Source organism: Neisseriaceae bacterium CLB008, assembly GCA_041228285.1.
Classification (GTDB): Bacteria; Pseudomonadota; Gammaproteobacteria; order Burkholderiales; family Neisseriaceae; genus JAGNPU01.
In genome coordinates, this window is the sequence record CP166133.1 from 804,194 (window position 1) to 826,215 (window position 22,022).

21 protein-coding genes and 2 tRNA genes are annotated in these 22,022 nt (G+C 51.9%); 15 read left to right on the forward strand and 8 right to left on the reverse strand.

Features of this window, described 5'->3' with window-relative positions; genetic code table 11:
• Positions 1 to 196: 196 nt before the first annotated feature.
• Together mtr and putP are read left to right on the forward strand one after the other, a co-directional pair.
• Positions 197 to 1,474, forward strand: coding sequence for a tryptophan permease (gene mtr, locus AB8Q18_03580; protein XDZ52141.1), 1,278 nt, complete (start codon positions 197 to 199; stop codon positions 1,472 to 1,474).
• A gap of 331 nt (positions 1,475 to 1,805) precedes the next feature.
• Complete coding sequence (putP, locus tag AB8Q18_03585) at positions 1,806 to 3,305, forward strand: sodium/proline symporter PutP (GenBank protein XDZ52142.1); 1,500 nt, start codon at positions 1,806 to 1,808, stop codon at positions 3,303 to 3,305.
• Positions 3,306 to 4,175: 870 nt separating this feature from the next.
• Here putP and AB8Q18_03590 read toward each other — a convergent pair.
• Positions 4,176 to 4,251: transfer RNA gene (locus AB8Q18_03590), tRNA-Glu, on the reverse strand.
• Between the two features lie 178 nt (positions 4,252 to 4,429).
• On the opposite strand from AB8Q18_03590, the gene AB8Q18_03595 reads away from it, so the two are divergent.
• Positions 4,430 to 5,125 carry a vancomycin high temperature exclusion protein gene (locus tag AB8Q18_03595; GenBank protein ID XDZ52143.1) on the forward strand — a complete coding sequence of 232 codons (696 nt, stop codon included), beginning with the start codon at positions 4,430 to 4,432 and terminating at the stop codon, positions 5,123 to 5,125.
• Here AB8Q18_03595 and AB8Q18_03600 read toward each other — a convergent pair.
• Positions 5,050 to 5,361 (reverse strand): DUF1289 domain-containing protein, encoded by a 312-nt coding sequence (locus AB8Q18_03600; GenBank protein XDZ52144.1) that lies wholly within the window; start codon positions 5,359 to 5,361, stop codon positions 5,050 to 5,052. The genes AB8Q18_03595 and AB8Q18_03600 overlap by 76 nt on opposite strands.
• A 234-nt stretch (positions 5,362 to 5,595) precedes the next feature.
• Here AB8Q18_03600 and AB8Q18_03605 point away from each other — a divergent pair.
• A tRNA-Ala gene (locus AB8Q18_03605) sits at positions 5,596 to 5,671 on the forward strand.
• 179 nt (positions 5,672 to 5,850) lie between these two features.
• Here the strand turns inward: AB8Q18_03605 and AB8Q18_03610 are convergent.
• Both AB8Q18_03610 and AB8Q18_03615 read right to left on the reverse strand, forming a co-directional pair.
• Positions 5,851 to 6,090: a hypothetical protein gene (locus tag AB8Q18_03610; protein XDZ52145.1), complete on the reverse strand. Its 240-nt coding sequence runs from the start codon at positions 6,088 to 6,090 to the stop codon at positions 5,851 to 5,853.
• 278 nt (positions 6,091 to 6,368) lie between these two features.
• Positions 6,369 to 7,529: an MFS transporter gene (locus AB8Q18_03615; GenBank protein ID XDZ52146.1), complete on the reverse strand. Its 1,161-nt coding sequence runs from the start codon at positions 7,527 to 7,529 to the stop codon at positions 6,369 to 6,371.
• 107 nt (positions 7,530 to 7,636) lie between these two features.
• Between AB8Q18_03615 and AB8Q18_03620 the strand changes: the two genes are divergently transcribed.
• Positions 7,637 to 8,458 (forward strand): helix-turn-helix transcriptional regulator, encoded by an 822-nt coding sequence (locus AB8Q18_03620; protein ID XDZ52147.1) that lies wholly within the window; start codon positions 7,637 to 7,639, stop codon positions 8,456 to 8,458.
• A 62-nt stretch (positions 8,459 to 8,520) separates the two neighbouring features.
• Here the strand turns inward: AB8Q18_03620 and AB8Q18_03625 are convergent, their stop codons facing one another.
• The 3 genes from AB8Q18_03625 to AB8Q18_03635 are packed head-to-tail and all read right to left on the reverse strand — an operon-like array spanning position 8,521 to position 11,086.
• Entirely contained in the window at positions 8,521 to 8,685 is a 165-nt protein-coding gene (locus AB8Q18_03625; GenBank protein ID XDZ52148.1) for a DUF2474 domain-containing protein, read from the reverse strand.
• Positions 8,685 to 9,704, reverse strand: coding sequence for a cytochrome d ubiquinol oxidase subunit II (gene cydB / locus AB8Q18_03630; GenBank protein XDZ52149.1), 1,020 nt, complete (start codon positions 9,702 to 9,704; stop codon positions 8,685 to 8,687). The genes AB8Q18_03625 and cydB overlap by 1 nt, the downstream gene beginning before the upstream one ends.
• A gap of 2 nt (positions 9,705 to 9,706) precedes the next feature.
• Entirely contained in the window at positions 9,707 to 11,086 is a 1,380-nt protein-coding gene (locus AB8Q18_03635; protein XDZ52150.1) for a cytochrome ubiquinol oxidase subunit I, read from the reverse strand.
• A gap of 405 nt (positions 11,087 to 11,491) precedes the next feature.
• Between AB8Q18_03635 and AB8Q18_03640 the strand changes: the two genes are divergently transcribed.
• Both AB8Q18_03640 and AB8Q18_03645 read left to right on the forward strand, forming a co-directional pair.
• Positions 11,492 to 13,093 (forward strand): ABC transporter permease, encoded by a 1,602-nt coding sequence (locus tag AB8Q18_03640; GenBank protein XDZ52151.1) that lies wholly within the window; start codon positions 11,492 to 11,494, stop codon positions 13,091 to 13,093.
• The gene (locus AB8Q18_03645; GenBank protein XDZ52152.1) at positions 13,093 to 14,127 is read left to right on the forward strand and encodes an ABC transporter ATP-binding protein; all 1,035 of its coding nucleotides are present in this window, start codon (positions 13,093 to 13,095) and stop codon (positions 14,125 to 14,127) included. Before AB8Q18_03640 ends, AB8Q18_03645 begins: the two co-directional genes overlap by 1 nt.
• Before the next feature lie 65 nt (positions 14,128 to 14,192).
• Here the strand turns inward: AB8Q18_03645 and AB8Q18_03650 are convergent, their stop codons facing one another.
• On the reverse strand, positions 14,193 to 15,182 hold the full coding sequence (locus tag AB8Q18_03650) for an extracellular solute-binding protein (protein XDZ52153.1): 990 nt from the start codon (positions 15,180 to 15,182) through the stop codon (positions 14,193 to 14,195).
• Between the two features lie 337 nt (positions 15,183 to 15,519).
• Between AB8Q18_03650 and phnC the strand changes: the two genes are divergently transcribed.
• The 8 genes from phnC to phnK are packed head-to-tail and all read left to right on the forward strand — an operon-like array spanning position 15,520 to position 22,016.
• A complete protein-coding gene (gene phnC, locus AB8Q18_03655) occupies positions 15,520 to 16,326 on the forward strand; it encodes a phosphonate ABC transporter ATP-binding protein (protein ID XDZ52154.1) in 807 nt (268 codons plus the stop codon).
• A gap of 21 nt (positions 16,327 to 16,347) precedes the next feature.
• Complete coding sequence (gene phnD, locus AB8Q18_03660) at positions 16,348 to 17,295, forward strand: phosphonate ABC transporter substrate-binding protein (GenBank protein XDZ52155.1); 948 nt, start codon at positions 16,348 to 16,350, stop codon at positions 17,293 to 17,295.
• Positions 17,296 to 18,084 carry a phosphonate ABC transporter, permease protein PhnE gene (phnE, locus tag AB8Q18_03665; GenBank protein XDZ52156.1) on the forward strand — a complete coding sequence of 263 codons (789 nt, stop codon included), beginning with the start codon at positions 17,296 to 17,298 and terminating at the stop codon, positions 18,082 to 18,084.
• A 30-nt stretch (positions 18,085 to 18,114) separates the two neighbouring features.
• Positions 18,115 to 18,582, forward strand: coding sequence for a phosphonate C-P lyase system protein PhnG (gene phnG / locus AB8Q18_03670; protein ID XDZ52157.1), 468 nt, complete (start codon positions 18,115 to 18,117; stop codon positions 18,580 to 18,582).
• Complete coding sequence (phnH, locus tag AB8Q18_03675; protein XDZ52158.1) at positions 18,582 to 19,187, forward strand: phosphonate C-P lyase system protein PhnH; 606 nt, start codon at positions 18,582 to 18,584, stop codon at positions 19,185 to 19,187. The genes phnG and phnH overlap by 1 nt, the downstream gene beginning before the upstream one ends.
• The gene (locus tag AB8Q18_03680; protein XDZ52159.1) at positions 19,178 to 20,317 is read left to right on the forward strand and encodes a carbon-phosphorus lyase complex subunit PhnI; all 1,140 of its coding nucleotides are present in this window, start codon (positions 19,178 to 19,180) and stop codon (positions 20,315 to 20,317) included. The genes phnH and AB8Q18_03680 overlap by 10 nt, the downstream gene beginning before the upstream one ends.
• Entirely contained in the window at positions 20,314 to 21,204 is an 891-nt protein-coding gene (locus AB8Q18_03685) for an alpha-D-ribose 1-methylphosphonate 5-phosphate C-P-lyase PhnJ (protein XDZ52160.1), read from the forward strand. The genes AB8Q18_03680 and AB8Q18_03685 overlap by 4 nt, the downstream gene beginning before the upstream one ends.
• On the forward strand, positions 21,195 to 22,016 hold the full coding sequence (gene phnK, locus AB8Q18_03690; protein ID XDZ52161.1) for a phosphonate C-P lyase system protein PhnK: 822 nt from the start codon (positions 21,195 to 21,197) through the stop codon (positions 22,014 to 22,016). Before AB8Q18_03685 ends, phnK begins: the two co-directional genes overlap by 10 nt.
• Positions 22,017 to 22,022: the final 6 nt, after the last annotated feature.

Here is a 22,022-nt window from a genome sequence, read left to right on the forward strand (position 1 = left end):
GACGTGCTGATCGACCGATGGGCCGATTTCTTGTTATCATCCCAGTGGCTTGTACTTTAAAGGATTGTGATGGCGCGCTTATTGACTGTGCTACACGCCATTATTGCGTTAATCGCCATTATTGGCTGTTATTTGTATTTTAATAAATAATGCATTCAGGCTGTGAATGCATTGTGAGCTAGATTCAGGAAAATTCATGAGTGAATCCACCGTGGGCGTTAGCCCCAAAATGCCGTCGCTATTGGGCGGCGCAATGATTATTGCCGGTACCGCCGTTGGGGCCGGCATGTTCGCGAACCCGACGGCCACTTCAGGCGTCTGGTTTATCGGCTCTATGGTGGTGTTGCTGTATACCTGGTTTTGTATGTATGCCTCAGGCTTGATGATTTTAGAGGCCAATTTACACTATCCTTTAGGCGCCAGTTTTGACACCATTGTAAAAGACTTATTGGGTCAAAAGTGGAACGTCATCACCGGTGTGGCGGTGGCCTTTGTTTTGTATATTTTGACCTATGCCTATATTTTTGTTGGCGGTGGTCTGACTCAAGATTCACTCCAGGCCATCGGTACCGCTCTGGGCGGTGGGGCATTGGGCCTTAGTCGTGAAGTGGGCTCGGTGGCCTTTACCTTGGTGGTGGCGTTTTGCGTGTGGCTGTCAACGCGTGTGGTGGACCGCTTCTCGACTATTTTAATCGGCGGCATGGTGATTACGTTTTTCCTTTCTGTGGGGGGGATGTTGGGTACGGCCAGCAGTGACGTGTTGTTGAATAAGATCGCGCCAGAAGGACAGCAGTATTGGATTTATGTGTGGGGTGCCTTACCGGTGTGCTTGGCCTCATTTGGCTACCACGGCAACGTGCCTAGCTTGGTGAGTTATTATCAAAAAGATGGCAAGCAAGTCGCACGCAGTTTATTGTTAGGTACGTTAATCGCGCTGGTGATTTATATTCTGTGGCAGTTCGCCGTGCACGGTAATTTACCCCGCTCAGAGTTTGCTCCCGTGATTGCTGCGGGCGGTGACGTCAGCGCTTTATTGACGGCGCTATCGGCCTACATCAGCACCGATGGCCTAGGTTTGACCCTGAATTATTTTGCTTATATGGCGATTGCCAGCTCGTTTTTGGGCGTGACCTTAGGCTTGTTCGACTATTTAGCCGATCTGTGTAAATTCAGCAATAGCCGTAGCGGCCGATTGAAGACGGCATTATTGACGTTCTTACCGCCTTTGGTGGCCTGCTTGCTGTTCCCGACGGGTTTTGTGAAAGTCATTGGCTATGTTGGCCTAGGCGCCACCGTGTGGACGGGGATTGTGCCGGCGCTGTTGGTGCGCGCTAGCCGTAAGCGTTTCCCCACCGCTAGTTTTAGGGCATTTGGTGGGCGCTTTATGATTGGCTTTGTGTTTTTATTTGCCATCATCAATATTTTGGCTCAGGTGTTGAGTCAATTGGGGGTGTTACCCACGTTTACCGGCTAGCTTAGGTGGGATGAATTTAGGGCTTGGATGTTGGACATCATGAGTTAAAGTCATGATTGATTGATGTTGTGGTTTTTTGAAGATGGCTATCCATTTGATTGGATAGCTATTTTTTTATGTTTTGTAAATGGGTTTAGCTGTAACGTATAAAAAAGTTGGAATGTGGCCGTAAAGATTGATATGATGGCTGAGATTTTAAAACGGCTATGGCATTATTTTAACGGTTTCAGCCAGCCGCCTGCTCTTTAAAAATTTAGATTTTTAAATTTTAAATAATAACAACAATAACGAACCACCTTTTAATTTCATGATGAAGCATGAGGAGAATCTTATGGATTACGTTAATCCCACGACGATTACGTTTGCTATTTACCTGATCGGGGTAATGGCGATTGGGTTTATTGCTTACCGCTATACCCGCAATTTTTCAGACTATATTTTGGGTGGCCGCAGCTTGGGCAGTTTTGTAACCGCAATGTCGGCCGGCGCTTCAGACATGTCTGGCTGGCTGTTGATGGGTTTGCCAGGCGCGATTTACTTATCTGGCCTGTATGAGAGCTGGATTGCCATCGGCCTATTGGTCGGTGCCTACCTTAACTGGTTGTTTGTGTCGGGCCGCCTACGGGTGCACACCGAATTCAACCGTAACGCCTTGACCTTGCCCGACTATTTTTATGGTCGCTTTGGCGAGAGCACGAAGTTGATTAAAATCATTTCGGCCGCCATTATTCTGTTTTTCTTTACCATCTACTGCGCTTCTGGCGTGGTGGCCGGCGCTCGCTTATTCGAGAGCTTATTTGACATGAATTACACCTCAGCCTTGTGGTTGGGTGCGATTGCAACCATTGCCTACACCTTTATTGGTGGTTTTTTGGCCGTGAGCTGGACCGACACCTTACAGGCCACGTTGATGGTGTTTGCCTTGATCTTGACCCCGATTTTTGTGCTGATTGGCGTAGGTGGGTGGCAAGAGGCTAATTTGGTGATTGCGGCCGCTGGCGAAGCCGCCGGCAAAGAATACACCAACATCTTTGGTAACGGCAGCATCATTGCCATTGTCAGCGCCGCTGCATGGGGCTTGGGTTATTTTGGCCAGCCGCACATTTTGGCGCGCTTTATGGCTTCTAAAGACGTGAAGTCTTTACGCAACGCGCGCCGTATGGCCACCGTTTGGATGTTCTTCTGTTTGTTTGGTGCCGTGATCATCGGCTACTTGGGCATTGCTTACTTCCAAACGCATCCTGAATTGGCTGCGGGCGTGAACAAAGAAAACGAGCGCATCTTTATTGAGTTGGTCCAAATTTTATTTAACCCTTGGATTGCGGGTATCTTGCTGTCGGCCATTTTAGCCGCGGTGATGAGTACCTTGAGCTGTCAGCTATTGGTGTGTTCAAGCGCCTTAACCGAAGACTTTTACAAAGGCTTTTTGCGCCATAACGCTGGCCAAAAAGAATTGGTTTGGGTGGGTCGCTTAATGGTGTTGGCCGTGGCATTGATTGCCATTTGGATCGCACAAGACCCAAATAGCAAAGTGTTGGGCCTAGTGTCTTATGCTTGGGCCGGTTTTGGCGCAGCGTTTGGCCCAGTGGTGATTTTGTCGGTGTTCTGGAAACGCACCACCAGCCTTGGTGCCATGCTGGGCATGGTTGTCGGCGCGGTCTTGGTGGTGATTTGGAAGCCCGTTTTAGGCGGTGTGGTGTATGAAATTGTGCCAGGCTTCATTGGCTGTTTCTTGACCATTGTGGTGGTGTCTTTGTTGGGTCGTCCGAAACAGTCTGTTTTGGATCGCTTTGACGAGGCCGATCAAGCCTACAAAAATGCTTTAAAGTAAGCAAACCGTGATATTGACCCCTGCGGGGCTGCCGAGTGATTCGGTGGCTGCGTGGGGGTATTTTTTTGCGTTGGGCTAGGGGGATGGGTAGTCATCTTTGAGTTGGATGAAGAAGGGGTGTTAAGCGAAACGTATTTACTGCTATGTAAGCATGGTTTATTAACATGATACGGTGGTGTCTAATGATGAAAACAACTGTCAATGTTTAGGTTGTTTTCATATTGATTGACTGTTGCCTTTCACTACTTTTTGTTACAACTCACCACGTTTCCCATAGGTGAAGTTTTGTAGGGTGGTGCAAAGCGTAGCGTGCCCACCATCTTTTTGTTTTCATAATGCTTCGGTTATTTCGCTATTGATTAAAGGTTGCCTTTCGCCTGTAGGCGGCAGACTTTCTTTTGGGTGGCCAAAAGAAAGTATGCAAAGAAAAGGCCACCCCTGCTTATTCGCCCCCTTCTACGAAGGGGGTTCCCTCGGCGGAACCTATTGGCCCAGCGCGTGCAAAAGCGGCGCCCTCCTATAAAAGCGTGGTCGGCCGCCACAAGCGTCTTGCCCGCTTCATCTGGGCCAATAGAACCCGTCTCGGCGACTAAAAGGGGACGGGTACTTCACTGAGCGGCTAAGGTGGCGAGAGGAAATATATACCAGTGAATCAACAAACATTAAATCTAGCTTTGTAGGATGGGCACGCTGTGCTTTGTCCACCCTACACGCGGCCAATAAACCATCATGGCTGTTAACGAGACGCCTATAAGTCGTAAGTGATGTGATAGTCTCAGCAGTTCAGATATAAAGCGTGCTGTGGCTAGGGTCGATAGTCAAAGGTATGATTAATACGGGGCGAAAACAAAGGCATAACAGAAAAATCAGTGGCACTCCCACAGGGATTCGAACCCCGGTTGCCGCCTAGAAAGGGCGGTGTCCTAGGCCACTAGACGATGGGAGCGTGGCGGATGGCTTTAGTTAAAGCGACAGGCATCATACCATTAATTGGCTATTTTTCAAAATAAACCCGTAGCCTATTCTGTTAAAAACACCTCTGTAGGCCCCGATGGCTCAATTTTCCCTAGTTACAGCAGGGACATTGTACAATGTGGTTTTACTCCACTCTCTAAAGATTATTCATGACGTTTAAAAAGTGGCTTAGCCTCATGCTGGTTGCCTTCCTTTTGTTGCTGGCGGTGGCCTTTGGTGCCGATGGGTACATTAACCGCAGCAGTCAAGACAAGCTATATCATGAGCTGGCGGCGCTGCCAGAGCAGCATGCCGCCCTGGTATTAGGGACCAGCCCCTACCTGCGCTCAGGCCAGTCTAATCCTTACTTCACGCACCGGATTACGGCAGCGGCCGAACTTTATCATGCCGGTAAGGTAAAAACGTTTGTGGTTAGCGGGGACAATCGCCGTCATAGCTATAATGAACCGGAGGCGATGAAGCAAGCGCTGATGGCAGAGGGTGTGCCAGAAGGCGATATTTATTTAGACTATGCAGGTTTACGTACTTTGGATTCGGTGGTGCGCATGGATAAAATATTTGGGCAACAAAGCTTTATCATTGTGTCGCAGCCGTTTCACAACGCCCGTGCCGTTTTTATTGCCCAGCATCATGGCCTAGAGGCTTATGGCTATAATGCAACCGATGTGCGCCTGAATGTCTTTACCATGCGTACCTTTGTGCGCGAGAAGCTGGCGCGGGTAAAGGTTTTATTAGACATTATTTTAGGCGTACAGCCGCGACACTTAGGTCAGCCTGAGCCGATTAAAGCATCGTCGGCTGCGGCAGAAGGCACGGCATCATCGGAGCCAAATAAGCCCATTTGAGGGTCGAGTGGCTCAGCCGCTTGAGCGGCCTTGGCGGCGGCCAGAGCCGCCAGTAGGCGTAAACGGCGTTGTTGGCACAGGCGTAAGACTTCACGTTTTTCAGGGTCGCTGTACTTAAGCCAATTAAACCGTTCCTCGCGAGAGCGCAGGCAGCCGCGACAATAGCCTCTGTTGTCCGTAGTGCAAATACGCCGACAGGGGCTGGGAATGTCAAAAAGTTCGATCTGAATGGCCATCCGAGTCTCCTTTCGCGCAGGCTAGGGTTGGGTGGGCGTTTATTTGCCTTCTGTGGGTTTAAAACCAGTGTGCCATTAATTTGGGGATAAAACAAACTTAAGTCTGTAGGATGAAAGCTTGTGTGGCTGAATTCTTTTGATAATAAAACCAATCAATTATCATGAATGGCCCCAGAATACAGGGCTAGGGGCTTGCAATTGAAAATAAGAGCCGATATAATCGCTTCTCTCTTAGGGGGTATAGCTCAGTTGGTAGAGCGCTTGCATGGCATGCAAGAGGTCATCGGTTCGATCCCGTTTACCTCCACCACTTTAAACAGTGACTAAGAAACAAAAAACGGCCTAGGCCGTTATTTTTTTGTCTATAGTATCCCTCATCGCTCAGATAGCCATTCTGTAGGGCAGTCGAGCTGATTCATTATTTATCAATGATGGCGCCCATAAAAAAGGGCTCTGCATCGCTGCCAGAGCCTCATTCTGATTACCCATTTATACGAGTTCGGGTACGTCTCCAAACCTAGCCAAGATAGACAGCTTGCCTAGCTCACCATTTTTACTGTTATATTCTTGCGACGCGGCGATGGCACCGCTGTATTGTTTGGCCAAAATGGTTAAATGGCTCATGGCCTGTTCTTTGCTATCGCATTGAATGGGGGGGTTAGCCACTAGGCTGACGTTTTTACGGTGCTGAAACCTGCTGTAACCCTGAATGACATAAGTTGTTTTCATTTTTATCCTTGATAAACGACGCCCGCTGTAATGGCTGCGGCGCCTAAATAATAAAACTGGCCTACATGCGCCAGTGAGGACAAGAACACAATGACATAAAATATCAAGATGCATTGTATCATGAAACTAAAAAAATATCAAAATTAACAAAAGGTTAGTGATTGGTTGGGTCCGGGTGTTTATGCGAGTTAGGCTAGGCTCTCAATGGCGAATGCACCGTTTGCACATTCGCCTGGTTGTGACTGCTTCCCAATAGCCCTAGCTTAGGTAAGGTATGCCTAGCCTTGCCGTAATGCTGGTTGGCTACGGCCTAGTCCAAAGGTGGCCACCAGTGCGACTAGGGAACAAACCAGCAGCGTCAGGCTTAAGCTTTGGCTGCTGGCCGCCAGATGTAGGCCGCCGGCGATGATTAAATAATAGGTTAGGCCAAAGAGGGCGCTGGCCGTGCCCAGGGTGTGGCGGTAGTGGCTTAAGGCTTGGCTTAAAATATTGGGAATGGCCAGGCCAAAGGCCAACATCACCAGCATGGCTGCTGGCAGCAGCCATAGGCTGTGCGGTCGCCATAACAATAGCAGCGCCGCCATGAATGCTAAGCCGGCGCCTAAATAAATTTGGCTTAAGACGGCGACGTGACGCGTCAGTAAATGCCGATTTAATCCGGCCCCTGCGAGGCTGGCCAGCGCCAGTAAGGCACCTGTGTAGCCAAACTGCTGTTGGCTTAGGCCGAGTTGATCGAAGGTAAAGGGTGCCAAGGCGAAATAGGCAAAGCTCATGACGTTAAAGGCACTAACCAGCAGTACCGAACACTGGATGTGTGGGTCGCTGAGCATTTTTAGCGCGGTTTGGCTTAAGGGCAGTGTGTGTACCTGAGCCTGATCCGCTTGGGTTTCGGGTAGGGCTTTGAGGCCCCACAACAGCAGGATCAAGGCCAAGCCCAGCTGGCCTAAAAAGACGGCGGTAATCGAGCCTAGCTCAACCAAAAAGCCGCCGCTGGCTAGGCCAATCATAGGGCTGAGGGCTAAGGCCATCCCCATGCTGGCAAACAGCTTGCCCAGCGCCGGCCCTTGAAACACGTCACGCAACATGATTTGGGTCACCACTGAGCCAACGGCGGCGCCAAAGGCCGTGAGTAGGCGCGCCAGCAGCAGCCACTCAAAGTGAGGGGCCGTGAAGAGGGCCAATAAGGCGCCGATTAAATACACTATGAGGCCACACAGCATAGACTGACGTCGGCCAATACGGTCGCTACAGCGGCCCCAGAAAAAGACGCCAAAGGCAAAGGCCAAAAAGTAAATCGATAAGGTTTGCCCAGCGGCACTGGCGCTGACGCCGTAGGCGTGGCTGATGTCGGTGAGGGCTGGGCTGTAAAGGGTTTCTAGGATTTGCGGGGCCATTAACAATAATAGCAGCAGCGGTAAGGGCAGCCAGACGGTGCGCATGAGGGGCTCCAAATGAAGTCAAAACCTGAGTATAGGCAGATTGAGCTTGTTTTATTATAAGGATAAAGACAAAATATCCTTTGAATAGGACAAGTTGGGAGTGGTTGATGGCTTATATTGAAGCAAATGCGACGTTTGATGCGTCGGCTTATGCGGCGCCTGTGGTGGGCATTGCTGCTGACTTAGGGGCATCACATGATTCTTTACTGCACCAGCATGAGCATGATCAGCTTTTGTTTGCGGCATCGGGCTGTATGAGCGTGACGCTGGATCATCAATGGCTGGTATTGCCGCCGACGCGGGCGGCGTGGATTCCTGCCGGCGTGCCGCATCGGGTTCAGCTGCGTGGCGCCGTTGCGTATCGTTCTATTTACGTACAGCCCGAACTGCTGCAAGAGAAGGGCGTGGCCGTCTCGCCAACGCGGGCTTTGGTGTGTCAGGTTAATCCTTTGCTGCGTGAAATCATTGAGCGCATGGCTTTGGCGGCTTTTGATTTTGATTGGTCTCAGCCCGCTGCACAGCATTTATTGCAGGTTTGGGCCGATGAGCTGGTGGGGGCAACGGTGCTGACGGGCGCGCTCAGCTGGCCCTTGCATCCGCGCGTGCGTCAGGCCTTAGCCACTTATGAAGCCGGTTCGGTGCTGCCTAGCCTAACCGAGTTGGCGCTAGAAACGCATCTGCATGCCAAAACCCTGACCCGTGTGTTTCAGCGAGATACGGGGTTGGGCTACCAAGAGTGGGCACAGCAATGGCGTTTGCAACGAGCGATTGAGGCCTTGGCCGAGGCGCACAGCATAAGCGACGTCGCGCAGCTGCTGGCCTTCGCCAGTGACAGTGCCTTTATTGCCTTTTTTAAGCGCCAGCTTGGCGTGACGCCGAAGCAGTTTGTGCTGAGTATGCGTGTATCGGACAAAAAAATCCCTCAATAAGCGCCCATCCACTAGGCGCTATTGAGGGGAAATGAAACCAACTTTTTAAACGGCTGAGTCAACTAACTGGTGAAGTTAATCAAGCCCATGAGGTAGCGGAAGCAATAGGCCACTACGCTGAGCGCAGCGATGCTGCCTAGCCAAATCAACGCCATCCAAGCGAGCTTTTTAAACCAGCTTGATTTGGCCGCTTGCTTGTTGTTAGGGTGTGACGTTGTTGAGTTCATTAGTGGTATCCGCCTTCTCCAGGTCTGACCTTACCGCGGAATACGTAATAGCTCCAGCCGGTGTACATCAGAATCACGGGTAAGATTAATAGGGTGCCGATCAGCATGAAGACTTGGCTTTCAATCGGTGCGGCGGCCTCCCAGAAGGTGACGTCGTAGGGAATAATATTGGGCCACAGGCTAATCAATAGGCCGACAAAGCCCAACAGCATCAGGATCAGCACCATAAAGAATGGATAGTGGGAATGGCGGATTTTGATGGTGTACAGCAGCAGCATACCCACTAAGGCCACGATGAAGGGAATCGGCATCAAAAAGTAGAAGTTCGGGGCCGAGAACCAGCGGCTGGCAATGGTGTCGTGGGCCAGCGGTGTCCAGATGCTGATGATCAAAATGGTCAGCAAGAAGAGGGCGGTTAACACATAGCTGTAGCGACGAATCTGGGCTTCGAGTGCGCCTTCGGTTTTGATCAAGAGCCAAGTGGCGCCGAGTAAGGCGTAAGCCACGACGAGGCCAAGGCCAGAGAATAAGGGGAAGGGGGCAACCCAGTCGAACGATGAACCCGCAAACTGACGGTCTACAACCGGCATGCCTTCAATGATGGCGCCCAGCACCACGCCTTGGAAGAAGGTGGCGATTAAAGAGCCAAAAAAGAAGGAGGCGTCCCAATATTTAGTGTGTGATTCATCGGCTTTAAAGCGAAACTCAAAGGCCACGCCCCGAAAGATCAGCGCCAACAGCATGAAAATCAAAGGCAAATACAGCGCCGATAAGATCACCGAATAGGCTACTGGAAACACGCCCATTAAGGCCGCACCGCCCAAAACCATCCAGGTTTCGTTACCGTCCCAAACGGGGGCGACGGTATTCATCATCACATCTTTATCTTCTTTGTGTTTAAAGAAGGGAAACAGAATGCCGATGCCTAAGTCGAAGCCATCCATGATGACGTACATCGCCAGGCCAAAGAGAATAATGGCCAGCCAAACCAAAGTAAAATCAATGCCACCGTAGTTCATGATTAGTGCTCCTCATCTTGAGATGAAAATAGGTTGTGAGGTTGAAAAGGTAGGTGCTCGCTGTGTTGATTCGGGCCTTTGCGCACGATTTGCAACATGTAGTAAATCCCGATCCCGAAGAGTAAGAAATACGACACCACAAACAGTCCCAAAGATAGGCTCATGTGGCCGACTGGGTGTAGCGTCACGGCGTCTTTGGTTTTCATGAGGCCATACACAATCCACGGTTGGCGGCCCACTTCAGTGGTGAACCAGCCAGCCAGGATGGCGATCAAGCCAGAAGGGCCCATTAAAAAGATGAAGCGTAAAAAGAGCTTGTTGTCGAACAGGGTATTTTTTTTGCGTAACCATAGGCTCCAAAAACCGGCCAATACCATCAAGAAGCCTAGGCCGGCCATGATGCGGAAGGTCCAGAACACAACTAAGGAGTTGGCGCGCTCGTCTTTAGGAAAGTCTTTTAGTGCCGGCACTTGCTTGTCTAAGCTGTGGGTCAGAATCAAGCTGCCTAAGGCAGGGATTTCGACCTTATATTTGGTGCGCTCAGCTTCATTGTCGGGGATGCCAAACAGGATCAAAGGCGTGGGTTCGTCGCCGATGTTTTCCCAATGGCCTTCCATGGCGGCAATTTTAGCGGGCTGGTGTTTTAAGGTGTTTAAGCCGTGTAGGTCACCGACCACTACTTGAACACAGGCGCTGATGAGCGCCATCCACATGGCCATAGACAGCATTTTTTTCACTTCAGGCGTGCGGTTACCGCGCAAGAGGTGCCAAGCAGAAGAGGCCGCTACAAAAAATGAGGTGGCCACAAAGGCTGCAACCGTCATGTGCACTAAGCGGTAGGGGAAGGATGGATTGAAAATAACGGCAAACCAATCCACGGGAATCACCTGGCCGTTGACGATTTCAATGCCTTGTGGGGTTTGCATCCAGCTATTGGAGGCCAAAATCCAAAAGGTAGAAATAATGGTGCCGGTGGCCACCATGATGGTGGCGAAGTAATGTAGGCCAGGGCCTACTTTTTGGCGGCCATAAATCATCACCCCTAAGAAGCCAGCTTCTAAGAAAAAGGCGGTGAGCACTTCATAGGTCAACAAAGGCCCAGTGATGGAGCCAGCGAAATTAGAAAAACCGGCCCAGTTGGTGCCAAATTGATAGGCCATGACGAGGCCAGACACCACGCCCATACCAAAGTTAACCGCAAAAACCTTGAGCCAAAAGTCATACAGATTGAGGTAAACCTGTTTTTTTGACTTTAACCACATGCCTTCTAGTATCACCAAATAACTGGCTAACCCAATGGTAATGGCCGGAAAGATGATGTGAAAAGAAATGGTAAAGGCAAACTGGATGCGTGCGAGCATTAAAGCATATTCGTCATACATGGTTATTCTTTCATTCTAATGGTTTGATTTGTCACGTTTTAATTTTCATTGCATTTGTTTTGGGCAATACTCACCCGCAGCGGCCATGATGTTCATGACTTCTGGTTGTTTTTGGAATTTCAGTATTTACTGAATTACACGAATCCTACGGCTTTGTTTGATTTAAGTCAAATGATTTTTGAGGCGAACCGCTGCTGGCCTCTTGGTAGGGGTTCGCGTGCGAACAGGGGAGGCATTAGCCTGGTCAGAAATGCAGGCTTTGAATGGCTTGATTTCATTGGTTTTGTGGTTTTATGATCTATTTACATCGGTGGGTCTTAAATGCCGATTGGCTTCGTTTACAGCGGTGCTTTTATTGAGGATAATGCTTTTTTTCGCCTTTGGGCGCGTTCACTCAGGTAAAGCATGGTGGTTCATCTTTTCGGTAAGCTGTGGCAATGGTTGTGGGTGGGTTTGGTGCTGTTGCCCATTGGGGTTATTGTGGCGTCGTATCAACAAATTGATCAGGCCATTTGGGCACACCTGTTGGATTTTCAATTGCTCACCTTATTGAGCAATACCTTTTTACTGCTCCTTGGCGTTGGCTTGGGCGTGGTGTTATTGGGCACCAGCAGCGCTTGGCTGACGGCGGTGTATCAGTTTCCTGGGCGCGGCCTCTTTTTTTGGGCTTTAATGCTGCCTTTGGCCTTGCCGGCTTATGTGATGGCCTTTAGCCAGCTGGGGCTGTTTGACTATACTGGCCCTATCAGTACGTATTTACGCGAACGCTGGCAGTTTCAAAACGGTTTGCCTGAGATACGCCATGCTGGTGGGGTGATCGCTGTCATGAGCCTGGCGTTTTATCCCTATGTGTATTTGCTGGCGCGCAACGCCTTTTCCAGCATGGGCCAGCGAGCTTTAGAAGTTGGCGCAAGCCTAGGCCTGAATCCATGGCAGGCCTTTTTTAAGGTGGCTTTGCCCATGGCTAGGCCTTGGATTGTGGGCGGCATGGTGCTGGCGCTGATGGAAACCTTGGCGGATTTTGGCACCGTCGCCATTTTTAATTACGACACGTTTACCACGGCGATTTATCAGGCGTGGTTTGCTTTTTATTCATTAGAAACGGCCAAACAGCTGGCTTCTTTATTGATTTTGCTGGTGTTTGTCTTGCTTTTGCTGGAGCAACATCGCCGTCGTCAGCGTCGCTTTACCCAAACCGGTCGGGCTCAGGCCGCGCTGCGGCGGCCGCTGCATGGTGGGCGCGCTTGGTTGGCTAGCGGCTATTGTGGGTTGTTATTTTTGATCGCCTTTGTGCTGCCCGTGGCGCAGCTAGTCTATTGGGCCATCGGGACGTGGGACAATGCTTTTGAAACCGACTTGTGGCAATATGCCTGGCACTCTTTTGTGTTGGCCTTGGGCGCCGCCTTTTTGGTGCTGGTGGCAGCGCTCGGTTTGGCCTTGTCTAAACGGGCTAATCCTGGGCGGCAGAGCCTTTGGCTGACCCGTATCGCGACTTTGGGCTATGCCATTCCAGGGACGGTGTTGGCCGTCGGTGTGTTTGTGCCCATTGCCTGGCTGGATCATCTAGTGATCGAACAGTTTGGCTTAGGCGAGTCGGGCGGGGCTTGGTTAAAAGGCAGCCTGGCGGCACTGTTCTTGGCCTATGCCCTACGCTTTATGGCGGTGGCGTTCGCCGCGGTTGAGGCTGGACTCGAGCGCATTGCCCCACATCAAGAAGAGGCGGCACGCACGCTGGGCGTGCATGGCGTGGGCCTGTTGCGGCGGGTTTATCTGCCGCTCTTACAAGGGGCGCTGGGCACGGCCATGCTGATGGTGTTTGTGGACGTGATGAAGGAAATGCCGATCACCTTGATGATGCGTCCTTTTGATTGGGACACCTTGGCGGTGCGTATTTTCAACTTCACTACCGAAGGCCAATATGATTTAGCGGCCTGGCCTTCTTTATTGATTGTGATCACTGGGTTTGTGCCCATTCTCTTATTTTCTCGGACGGAGCAATCGGCCTAATGTGGTTAAGCGTACAAGATCTCAGCGTTGAGCTGGGGCATCAAAAAATCATTCATGGCTTAAGCCTAGCCTTGGCCGAGGGCGAAATTGCCTGTTTGTTGGGGCCCTCTGGCTGCGGTAAAACCACGGCGCTGCGCAGCATCGCCGGTTTTGAAACCTTGTGTGAAGGGCGCATCAGCCTCGGTGGTGAGGTATTGGCCGATGCCCAGACTAAGCGACACGTGGCCGCACATCAGCGGGCCGTGGGCATGGTGTTTCAAGACTATGCTTTATTCCCTCATTTGAGCGTGGCCGACAATGTGGCGTTTGGCCTTGGCGCTTGGTCTAAGGCGCAGCGCCGGCAAAGGGTGGATGAGCTGTTGGCCTTAGTAGGCTTAAAGACGCAGGCGACGGCCTATCCACATCAGCTTTCTGGAGGTCAGCAGCAGCGGGTTTCGCTGGCGCGGGCTTTGGCGCCTAAGCCTAAGCTATTGTTGCTAGACGAACCTTTTTCCAATTTAGACGCCGATTTGCGCACCAGCTTAGCGCAAGAAGTCAGGCTGGTGCTCAAGCAAGAAGGCATCACCGCCATCTTGGTGACCCATGACCAGCAAGAAGCTTTTGCGTTTGCTGATCAGATAGGCTTGATTGATCGGGGCCGTTTGCAGCAATGGGGTCGTCCGATGGCTTTGTATCAGCAGCCGATAAACAAAACCGTGGCGCAGTTTTTAGGTCAGGGCAGCTGGTTAAGGGCTGAGGTGGTGGGGGAGCGGCAGCTGCGCTTTGCTTTTGGCGAATACCAACATGATTTCCCCCATGGCTTGGCGTTGGGCGCTCAGCTGGATGTTTTGGTACGGCCGCATGAGCTGCGGTATGAGGCGCAATCTGAAGCATCGACACAGGTCTTGAGCAGCGTGTTTCAAGGTGATCGGGTACGCCATAGCCTGCGTTTGGGCAGCGGTGAAAACGTTCAAGTCGACTGGCCGAGCCAACACGAGGGCCTGGTGGGGGTAAGCCTCAGGTTGGCTCAGGTGATTGCTTTTGCGATTGAGTAAGAGGCATCAAAAAAGGCGCTGCATGCTTGCAGCGCCTTTTTTTTGGCTAAACTTGAGTAGGCGGCTTAGCGGTAGCCTGCTCGGTCCATCAGCATTACGGCTTGCTTTTGCTTGCTGCCAGCATTGGACACGTTGATGACGTTTTGCTTGAAGCTGCCCCATTTGGCGACTTTGGCGTCGGGTTTGATTTTAGGGTTGACTGGATATTCCATGTTTAAGTCTGCGAAGAGGTTTTGGGCCTTATCGCTAGAAAGCCATTCGATGAATTTTTGGGCTTCGGCTTTGTTCTTGGTGTATTTGGCCACGCCGGCGCCCGAAATGTTCACGTGGGTGCCTTTGCCTTTTTGGTCGGCCCAGAAAATGCCGACGGCTAGGTTGGGTTTCTTCTCCATCAGGCGGCCATAATAGTAGGTATTGGCAATGCCCACGTCGCAACGGCCAGCGGCGATGGCTTCTAATAGGGCCGTGTCGTCAGCAAAAGGTGGGGTGGCAAGGTTTTTAACCCAGCCCTTCACCATTTGTTCGGTTTTGGGCACGCCAACGTCGGCAATGTGCATGGCCACTAGGGATTGGTTATACACTTTTTTAGAGGTGCGTAAACAGAGCTTGCCCTGCCATTGGCTATTGGCCAAATCGGCATAAGAAGACAGCTGTTCAGGCTTCACCTTGTCGGTGTTGTAGAAAATGGTGCGGGCACGAACCGATAGGCCAAACCATTCATTTTTAGGGTCACGTAGGTGTGAGGGCACATTGCCATTGAGCACTTTTGATTGGATGGGTTGAAGCAGGCCCATTTGGCTGGCTTGCCATAGGTTGCCGCCATCAACGGTAATCAATACGTCGGCTGGAGAGTTTTTGCCTTCGGCACGCATTTTCTCCATCAGCGGGCCTTCTTTATCAGAAACCAATTTAACGTTGACGCCCGTTTCTTGCTTGTATTTGGCCACGATGGGCTGTAACAGCTGTTCTGCACGAGAAGAATACACCACGAGGTCTTGCGCCAATACGGGGGTGGTACCAAGCACAGCCAAAGACAACATCCAGAACTTAGACATATTGATTCCTATAGGTTAAATGATAATGACTACTATTATGAACAGGATCATAGGCTAAGCCGTAAAGGCCGTCTAGATGATTCAGCGTGTCTATGTCGTGGACGATGGCACATTGTTCCAGAATACAACAGCTAGCTAGGGCTGATTGAGCTTATTTGGGACATTAGCCTCAATCAGAAGGGTGCTGCGCCAGCTGTGGATTTTGCGGTAAACCTTTGATTGTGTACTCTAAATAATAATAATCCCTTGTTTTTTAATAAAAATTTCACATAACTTTCACTGGAATGAAATAGTTCTTATCTATATTGACGCTTTCACTGAGTTCAGGAGGCAGCCAATGACCGCTATTTCAATTCAATCACTCAATAAGAACTTTGCCCGTAAGCAGGTTTTATTTGACGTTGATTTAGACATTCCCACCGGGCAAATGACGGCTTTACTGGGGCCTTCTGGCTCAGGTAAGTCAACCCTATTACGCCACATTAATGGCTTAACCGTGGCCAGCACCGGCAAGGTGACGGTCAATCAGGCGGTGATTCAAGACCAAGGCCGTATGGCAAAAGATGCGCGTCGCCACCGCGCCAAAATCGGTTTTATTTTCCAACAGTTTAATTTGGTGTCGCGCTTATCGGTGCTGGACAACGTATTGATTGGGGCCTTGGGGCGCTTATCCAATACGCGCAGCTTTCTGCGCTGGTTCACCAAGGAAGAAAAGCAAAAGGCTTTGGCCTGCCTGGCACGCGTGGGTTTGGCCGAGCTGGCGCAGCAGCGCGCTTCGACGCTGTCTGGCGGCCAACAGCAGAGGGTGGCGATTGCCAAGGTGTTGATGCAAGAAGCCGACATTATTTTGGCCGATGAGCCGATTGCGTCTTTAGACCCTGAGGCGGCTAAGACGGTGATGCAGACCTTACGCGACATCAATCGAGTCGATGGCAAAACCGTCATCGTGACGCTGCATCAAGTGGATTACGCCCGTCAATATTGTGACGTCACCGCGGCTTTGAAGAAGGGTCGAGTGAAATATTACGGCGACATGGCCAGCATGCAGCCAAGCTTTTTAGAGGCGCTGTATGGGCAAGACGACATGGTCTTGGCACCCGTGGCCAAGCCCGCAGAAACCGCATTGAATTTCCAATTAAGTTAATTTCATAAAGTGAGAATGGTTATGTTTACAAGCGTTACGGCAACTTTAAAATCTTTGGGTTTGGTGTCTTTGTCGGCTTTGACCTTGATGGCCTGTGCCCCTCAAGACCAGGGCAGTAGTGCAGAAGCCAAGTCTGAGCCGGCTGAGGCTGCGGCGAAAACCGAATTGAATTTCGGCATCATCAATACCGAGTCGTCGCAAAACCTAAAGCAAGACTGGGCCCCACTCTTGGCCGATTTGAGTAAGGCCACTGGCATGAAGGTGAATCCTTTTTTTGCCTCTGATTATGCGGGCGTGATTCAGGCCATGCGTTTTGGCAAGGTGGACATGGCCTGGTACGGCAATAAATCGGCGATGGAAGCGGTTGATCGCGCCGATGGCGAAGTGTTTGCGCAAGTGGTGTACAGCGATGGCAGTACGGGTTACACCAGTTTGGTGATTGCCAATAAAGACAGTGAGTTAACCTCGGAAAAAGACATGTTGGCGAAGGCGGGTGAGCTGACCTTTGGCAACGGCGACCCTAATTCAACTTCAGGCTATCTGGTGCCGGCCTATTATTTATTTGGCAAAAACAACGTCAACGCCGCCGATATTTTCAAGCGAACCTTAAACGCCAACCACGAAAGCAACGCCATGGCCGTGGCCAATAAGCAGCTAGACGTGGCCACCTTTAACAGCAATGGCTGGGAAATGATGCAAGCGCGTCAGCCGCAGATCATTGCCAAATTAAAAGTGTTGTGGGAATCCCCCAAGATTGATTCAGACCCATTGGTGTGGCGCACCGACATGGCGCCAGAGCTGAAAACCAAGGTGAAGGATTTCTTCTTGAGCTACGGCGCCACCCCAGAACAAAAAGCCATTTTAACCAAGCTGAGCTGGTCTAAATTCCAACCTTCAGACAACAGCCAGCTGAATGCGGTGCGTGAACTGGAAGCGTTTAAGCAAGAAATGGGAAAGAAAGCCAAATAAATGGATGCATTGACTTTGAATTCTGCCCCAAATCGCTTTAAAAAATGGTTTAACTTGCTGTTAACGGGCTTGGTTTTGGCGGTGTTGACGCTGTCCTGGCAGGGCAGCGAAATGGCCCCGCTGAAGCTGATCACCGACGCCGACAATATGTGGGTGATGGTGGGCGATTTTTTCCCGCCCGATTTCACCCACTGGCGTGAATACCTAGACGAAATCGTGGTGACCTTATACATCGCCATTTGGGGCACCTTATTAGGAATTGTGTTTGCCGTGCCGCTAGGCCTCTTGTGTGCGGCCAATATGGCGCCGATCTGGGTGCAGCAAATCGTGCGTCGCCTCATGGACGCCACCCGTTCGATCAACGAAATGGTGTTTGCGATGATTTTTGTGGCGGCTGTAGGCCTAGGGCCGTTCCCTGGTGTGTTGGCTCTGTTTTTACACACTACGGGCTCTTTGGCCAAGCTGTTTGCCGAAGCGGTAGAGGCGATTGAGCCGGGGCCAGTGGAAGGGGTGCGCTCGACTGGTGCGACCAAGCTACAAGAGATTTATTTTGGGGTGATTCCTCAAGTCTTGCCCCTGTGGATTTCCTACTCGCTGTATCGGTTTGAATCCAACGTGCGTTCGGCCACTGTGGTGGGCATGGTTGGCGCGGGCGGCATTGGCGTGCTGTTGTGGGAGAGCATACGTGGCTTTAGCTTCCCTGAAACCTCGGCCATTATTTTGATGATTATTGTGACGGTTTCTTTAATCGACGTCCTGTCACAGTATTTACGTAAAAAATTCATTTAATCAGTCGGTTATTCGTGAATAGGTAACGTTATGCAACAGAGTTCAGAATCACAACCCCAAGCAACCTTAGTGGCCAAACGGCAGCAGTGGTTGGCGGTGTTGACGCAGGAAAAAGAGGCGTTAAGCCAGTATGACCAGGCATTAAGCGCCGCACCGTACGAAGTATTGCGCGCACCAGAGGTAGGCATGGCCATGGTGAAGGGCCAAACCGCTGGCGAAGGCCAGGTGTTTAATCTGGGCGAGGTCACGGTCACCCGCTGTGTGGTGCGCCTAGACAGCGGCGAAGTGGGCTATGGCTACGTGGTGGGGCGCAGTAAAGAGCAGGCGAGGCTATTGGCCTTGGCCGATGCCCACTTGCAAAGCCCACAGCACGACCATTGGGCCAATACGTTATTGGCGCCATTAAGCGCCGCCCAGCAGAAAAAAATCAAGCAGCAGCAACAGCAGGTTGCCGCCACCAAGGTTGATTTCTTCACTTTGGTCAGAGGAGAGGATTGATGCAACAGCATTTAGTGAAGGGTTTTAACGACCCAGTTCAAGCCGCGCAGCAGGTGTTTCGGCAAACCCTAACCGCTTTGAGCGAGCCTGGCGTGGCGGTGGCGCTAGACGCCAGCGCCCAGTTCCCCGGCCTGTACCCCAGCACTACGGCGCTTTTGTTGACGCTGTTGGATCAGGATACACCGCTGTGGCTGGCCGACGGCCTACACACGCCTGAGTTGACCCAAAATCTGGTGTTTCATTGCGGCTGTCCCATGGCGACCGAGCAGGTTCAGGGGCAGTTTGCCGTGTATGACTTAGCGGCGTTTTTGGCTGCGCCCAGCCACGATTTTGCGCTGGGCAATGAGCGCTATCCCGACCTGTCGGCGACCGTCATCATTCAGCTGCCGACAACGGCCAGCAGCGTCGACAGCGTGTGGCGTGGCCCCGGTATTTTAAACCAGCGCGACGTGGCGCTGCCGATGCCTGCGGCCTTTTGGGCGCTGCGGCAAAAGCTGATTGCCTTTCCGCGCGGCGTTGATTTCTTGTTCACGTTTCCTGAGGCGGTCATGGGTTTGCCTCGCACTACGGTGGTGACACCTTCGGAGGAGTCGGTATGTATGTAGCGGTAAAAGGGGGCGAGAAGGCGATTGCCGCCGCCCACCAAATGTTGGGGCGCTATCGTCGCGGTCAGGCGCAGGTAAGCGAATTGTCTTTGGCCCAAATTGAGCAACAGCTGCCGATGGGCGTGGCCCGTGTGATGACGGAAGGCTCGCTCTACGACCCAGAGCTAGCGGCCCTCGCGATCAAGCAAAGCGCCGGCGATCTGGTGGAGGCGATTTTCCTACTGCGTGCCTATCGCACCACCTTGCCGCGCTTTGGCGCGACGCTGCCTCTGGAAACGGCCCACATGAGCCTATTGCGGCGCGTGTCTGCCGTCTACAAAGACGTGCCGGGCGGCCAGCTCTTGGGCCCGACCTTTGATTACACTCATCGTCTATTGGATTTTGCCTTGGCGGCTGAAGGTTCGGTGGCGACAGACGAGCCAAGGGTTGAGACAGAGCAGGCTTTGGCGGCTTGCCCACATGTTTTAGATTTATTGGTGCAAGAAGGCTTGGTGATGGCGCCAGACGCCGCCCGCCATGCGCCCGAAAGCGACATCACCCGCGAGCCTATGCAATATCCGAGCAACCGTGCCCAGCGCCTACAGCTCTTGGCCCGTGGCGACGAAGGCTTTTTACTGTCTTTGGCTTATTCCACCCAGCGTGGCTATGGCCGTACCCATCCCTTCTTGGGCGAAATCCGCATCGGCGACATGATGGTGTGGCTGGCGCCGGAAGAGCTGGGCTTCGAGATCCCGATTGGCACCATCCAGATCACCGAGTGCGAAATGGTGAACCAGTTTGTAGAAACCGACGATGGTGATGCTCAATTTACCCGTGGTTATGGCTTGGGTTTTGGCTATTGCGAACGCAAAACCATGGCCATGGCGTTGGTGGACCGCGCTCTGTGCGTTGAGGAATGGGGCGATGAGGTGATTTCACCAGCTCAGGACGAAGAATTTGTGCTGTCTCATTGCGACAACGTGGAGGCTTCTGGCTTCGTGTCGCATCTGAAGCTGCCGCACTATGTCGACTTCCAATCTGAGCTGGAACTGTTACGGAAAATTCGGGCGCAGCGCTTGGCCGCCAAGGCTGACCAAGGTGCCCACAGCGCAGCTGCCGAAGCGCTGAGCCTGCAAGAGGAACTTAAATGAACGGATTAGAAACCGCGCCGGTCGGCGGCGTACATGCCGAAGCCGAGCTATATAACTTTGCCTATTTAGACGAACAAACCAAGCGCATGCTGCGCCGCGGCCTGTTAAAAGCCGTTGCCATTCCGGGCTATCAGGTGCCGTTTGGCGGGCGTGAAATGCCCTTGCCTTACGGTTGGGGGACGGGCGGGATTCAGGTGACGGCCAGCATCATCGGCAGCGACGACGTGTTGAAAGTCATCGACCAGGGCGCCGACGACACCACCAATGCCATTTCCATTCGTCACTTTTTTGAGCGCACCACCGGCGTGGCGACCACCACCCGCACCGTTGAGGCCGACATCATCCAAACCCGTCACCGCATTCCAGAGCAGGCCTTAAGCGCCGGCCAGATCTTGGTGTTTCAGGTGCCGATTCCAGATCCGCTGCGCTTTATTGAGCCGTCAGAAGTGGAAACCCGCACCATGCACGCCCTACAAGATTACGGCGTGATCAATGTGAAGCTGTATGAAGACATTTCTCGCTTCGGCCACATTTCTACGGCCTATGCCTACCCAGTACGGGTGAACAATCACTACATCATGGACCCTTCGCCGATTCCTAAGTTTGATAACCCCAAGCTGAACCAAAGCGCGGCCTTGATGCTGTTCGGGGCGGGGCGTGAAAAACGCCTCTACGCCTTACCGCCGTATACCCAGGTGGAAAGCTTAGATTTTGAAGACTTCCCGTTTGAGATTCAGAAGTGGCCTGAGTGCTGTGCCATTTGCGGCAGCGCCACGTCTTTCTTGGATGAGGTGGTGATGGACGATCAGGGGCAGCACATGTTCGTGTGTTCAGACACCGACTACTGTCAGGAACAAGTTCAAATGAAAGAGGCATCATGCAATTAGCGACACACACTGCGACCGTGGCGAAGCAGTCAGGCCACATAGAACAGCCTTTATTGAAGGTGGAGGGATTAGGCAAGCTGTACGGGCCGAATAAGGGCTGCCAAGGCGTGGATTTTGAGGTTTATCCTGGTGAAGTGATTGGCATTGTGGGCGAATCAGGCTCGGGTAAATCGACTTTATTGTCGGTGCTGTCCGGCCGCTTAGCGCCCGATGCCGGCCAGATTACCTACGTCAGCGCCGACGGCCTGCTGCGTGACGTGTATGAGGCTTCTGAGGCCGAGCGGCGCCAGCTGCTGCGCACCGACTGGGGTTTTGTCGAGCAAAATGCCCGCGACGGCTTGCGGATGGGCGTTTCTGCCGGCGCCAACATCAGCGAACGGCTGATGGCGCAGGGCAGCCGCCATTATGGTTTTTTAAACCAAACCGCCAAAGACTGGCTGACCCGAGTGGAAATCGCCGAAAACCGCGTCAATGACTTTCCTAAAACCTTTTCTGGCGGCATGCAGCAGCGCTTGCAAATCGCCCGCAACTTGGTGTCCAACCCACGGCTGGTGTTTATGGACGAGCCGACCAGCAGCCTCGACGTGTCGGTGCAGGCCAAGCTGTTGGACTTAATCCGTTTCTTGGTGCGTGAATACAATCTGTCGATTATTTTGGTGACCCATGACTTGGCCGTGGCCCGTATTTTGGCCGACCGTCTGTTGGTGATGCAAAACTCGCGCGTGGTTGAAAGCGGCTTGACCGATCAAATTTTGGATGACCCGCAGCATCCCTATACCCAACTGTTGGTTTCTTCCATTTTACAGGTTTAAAGGTTC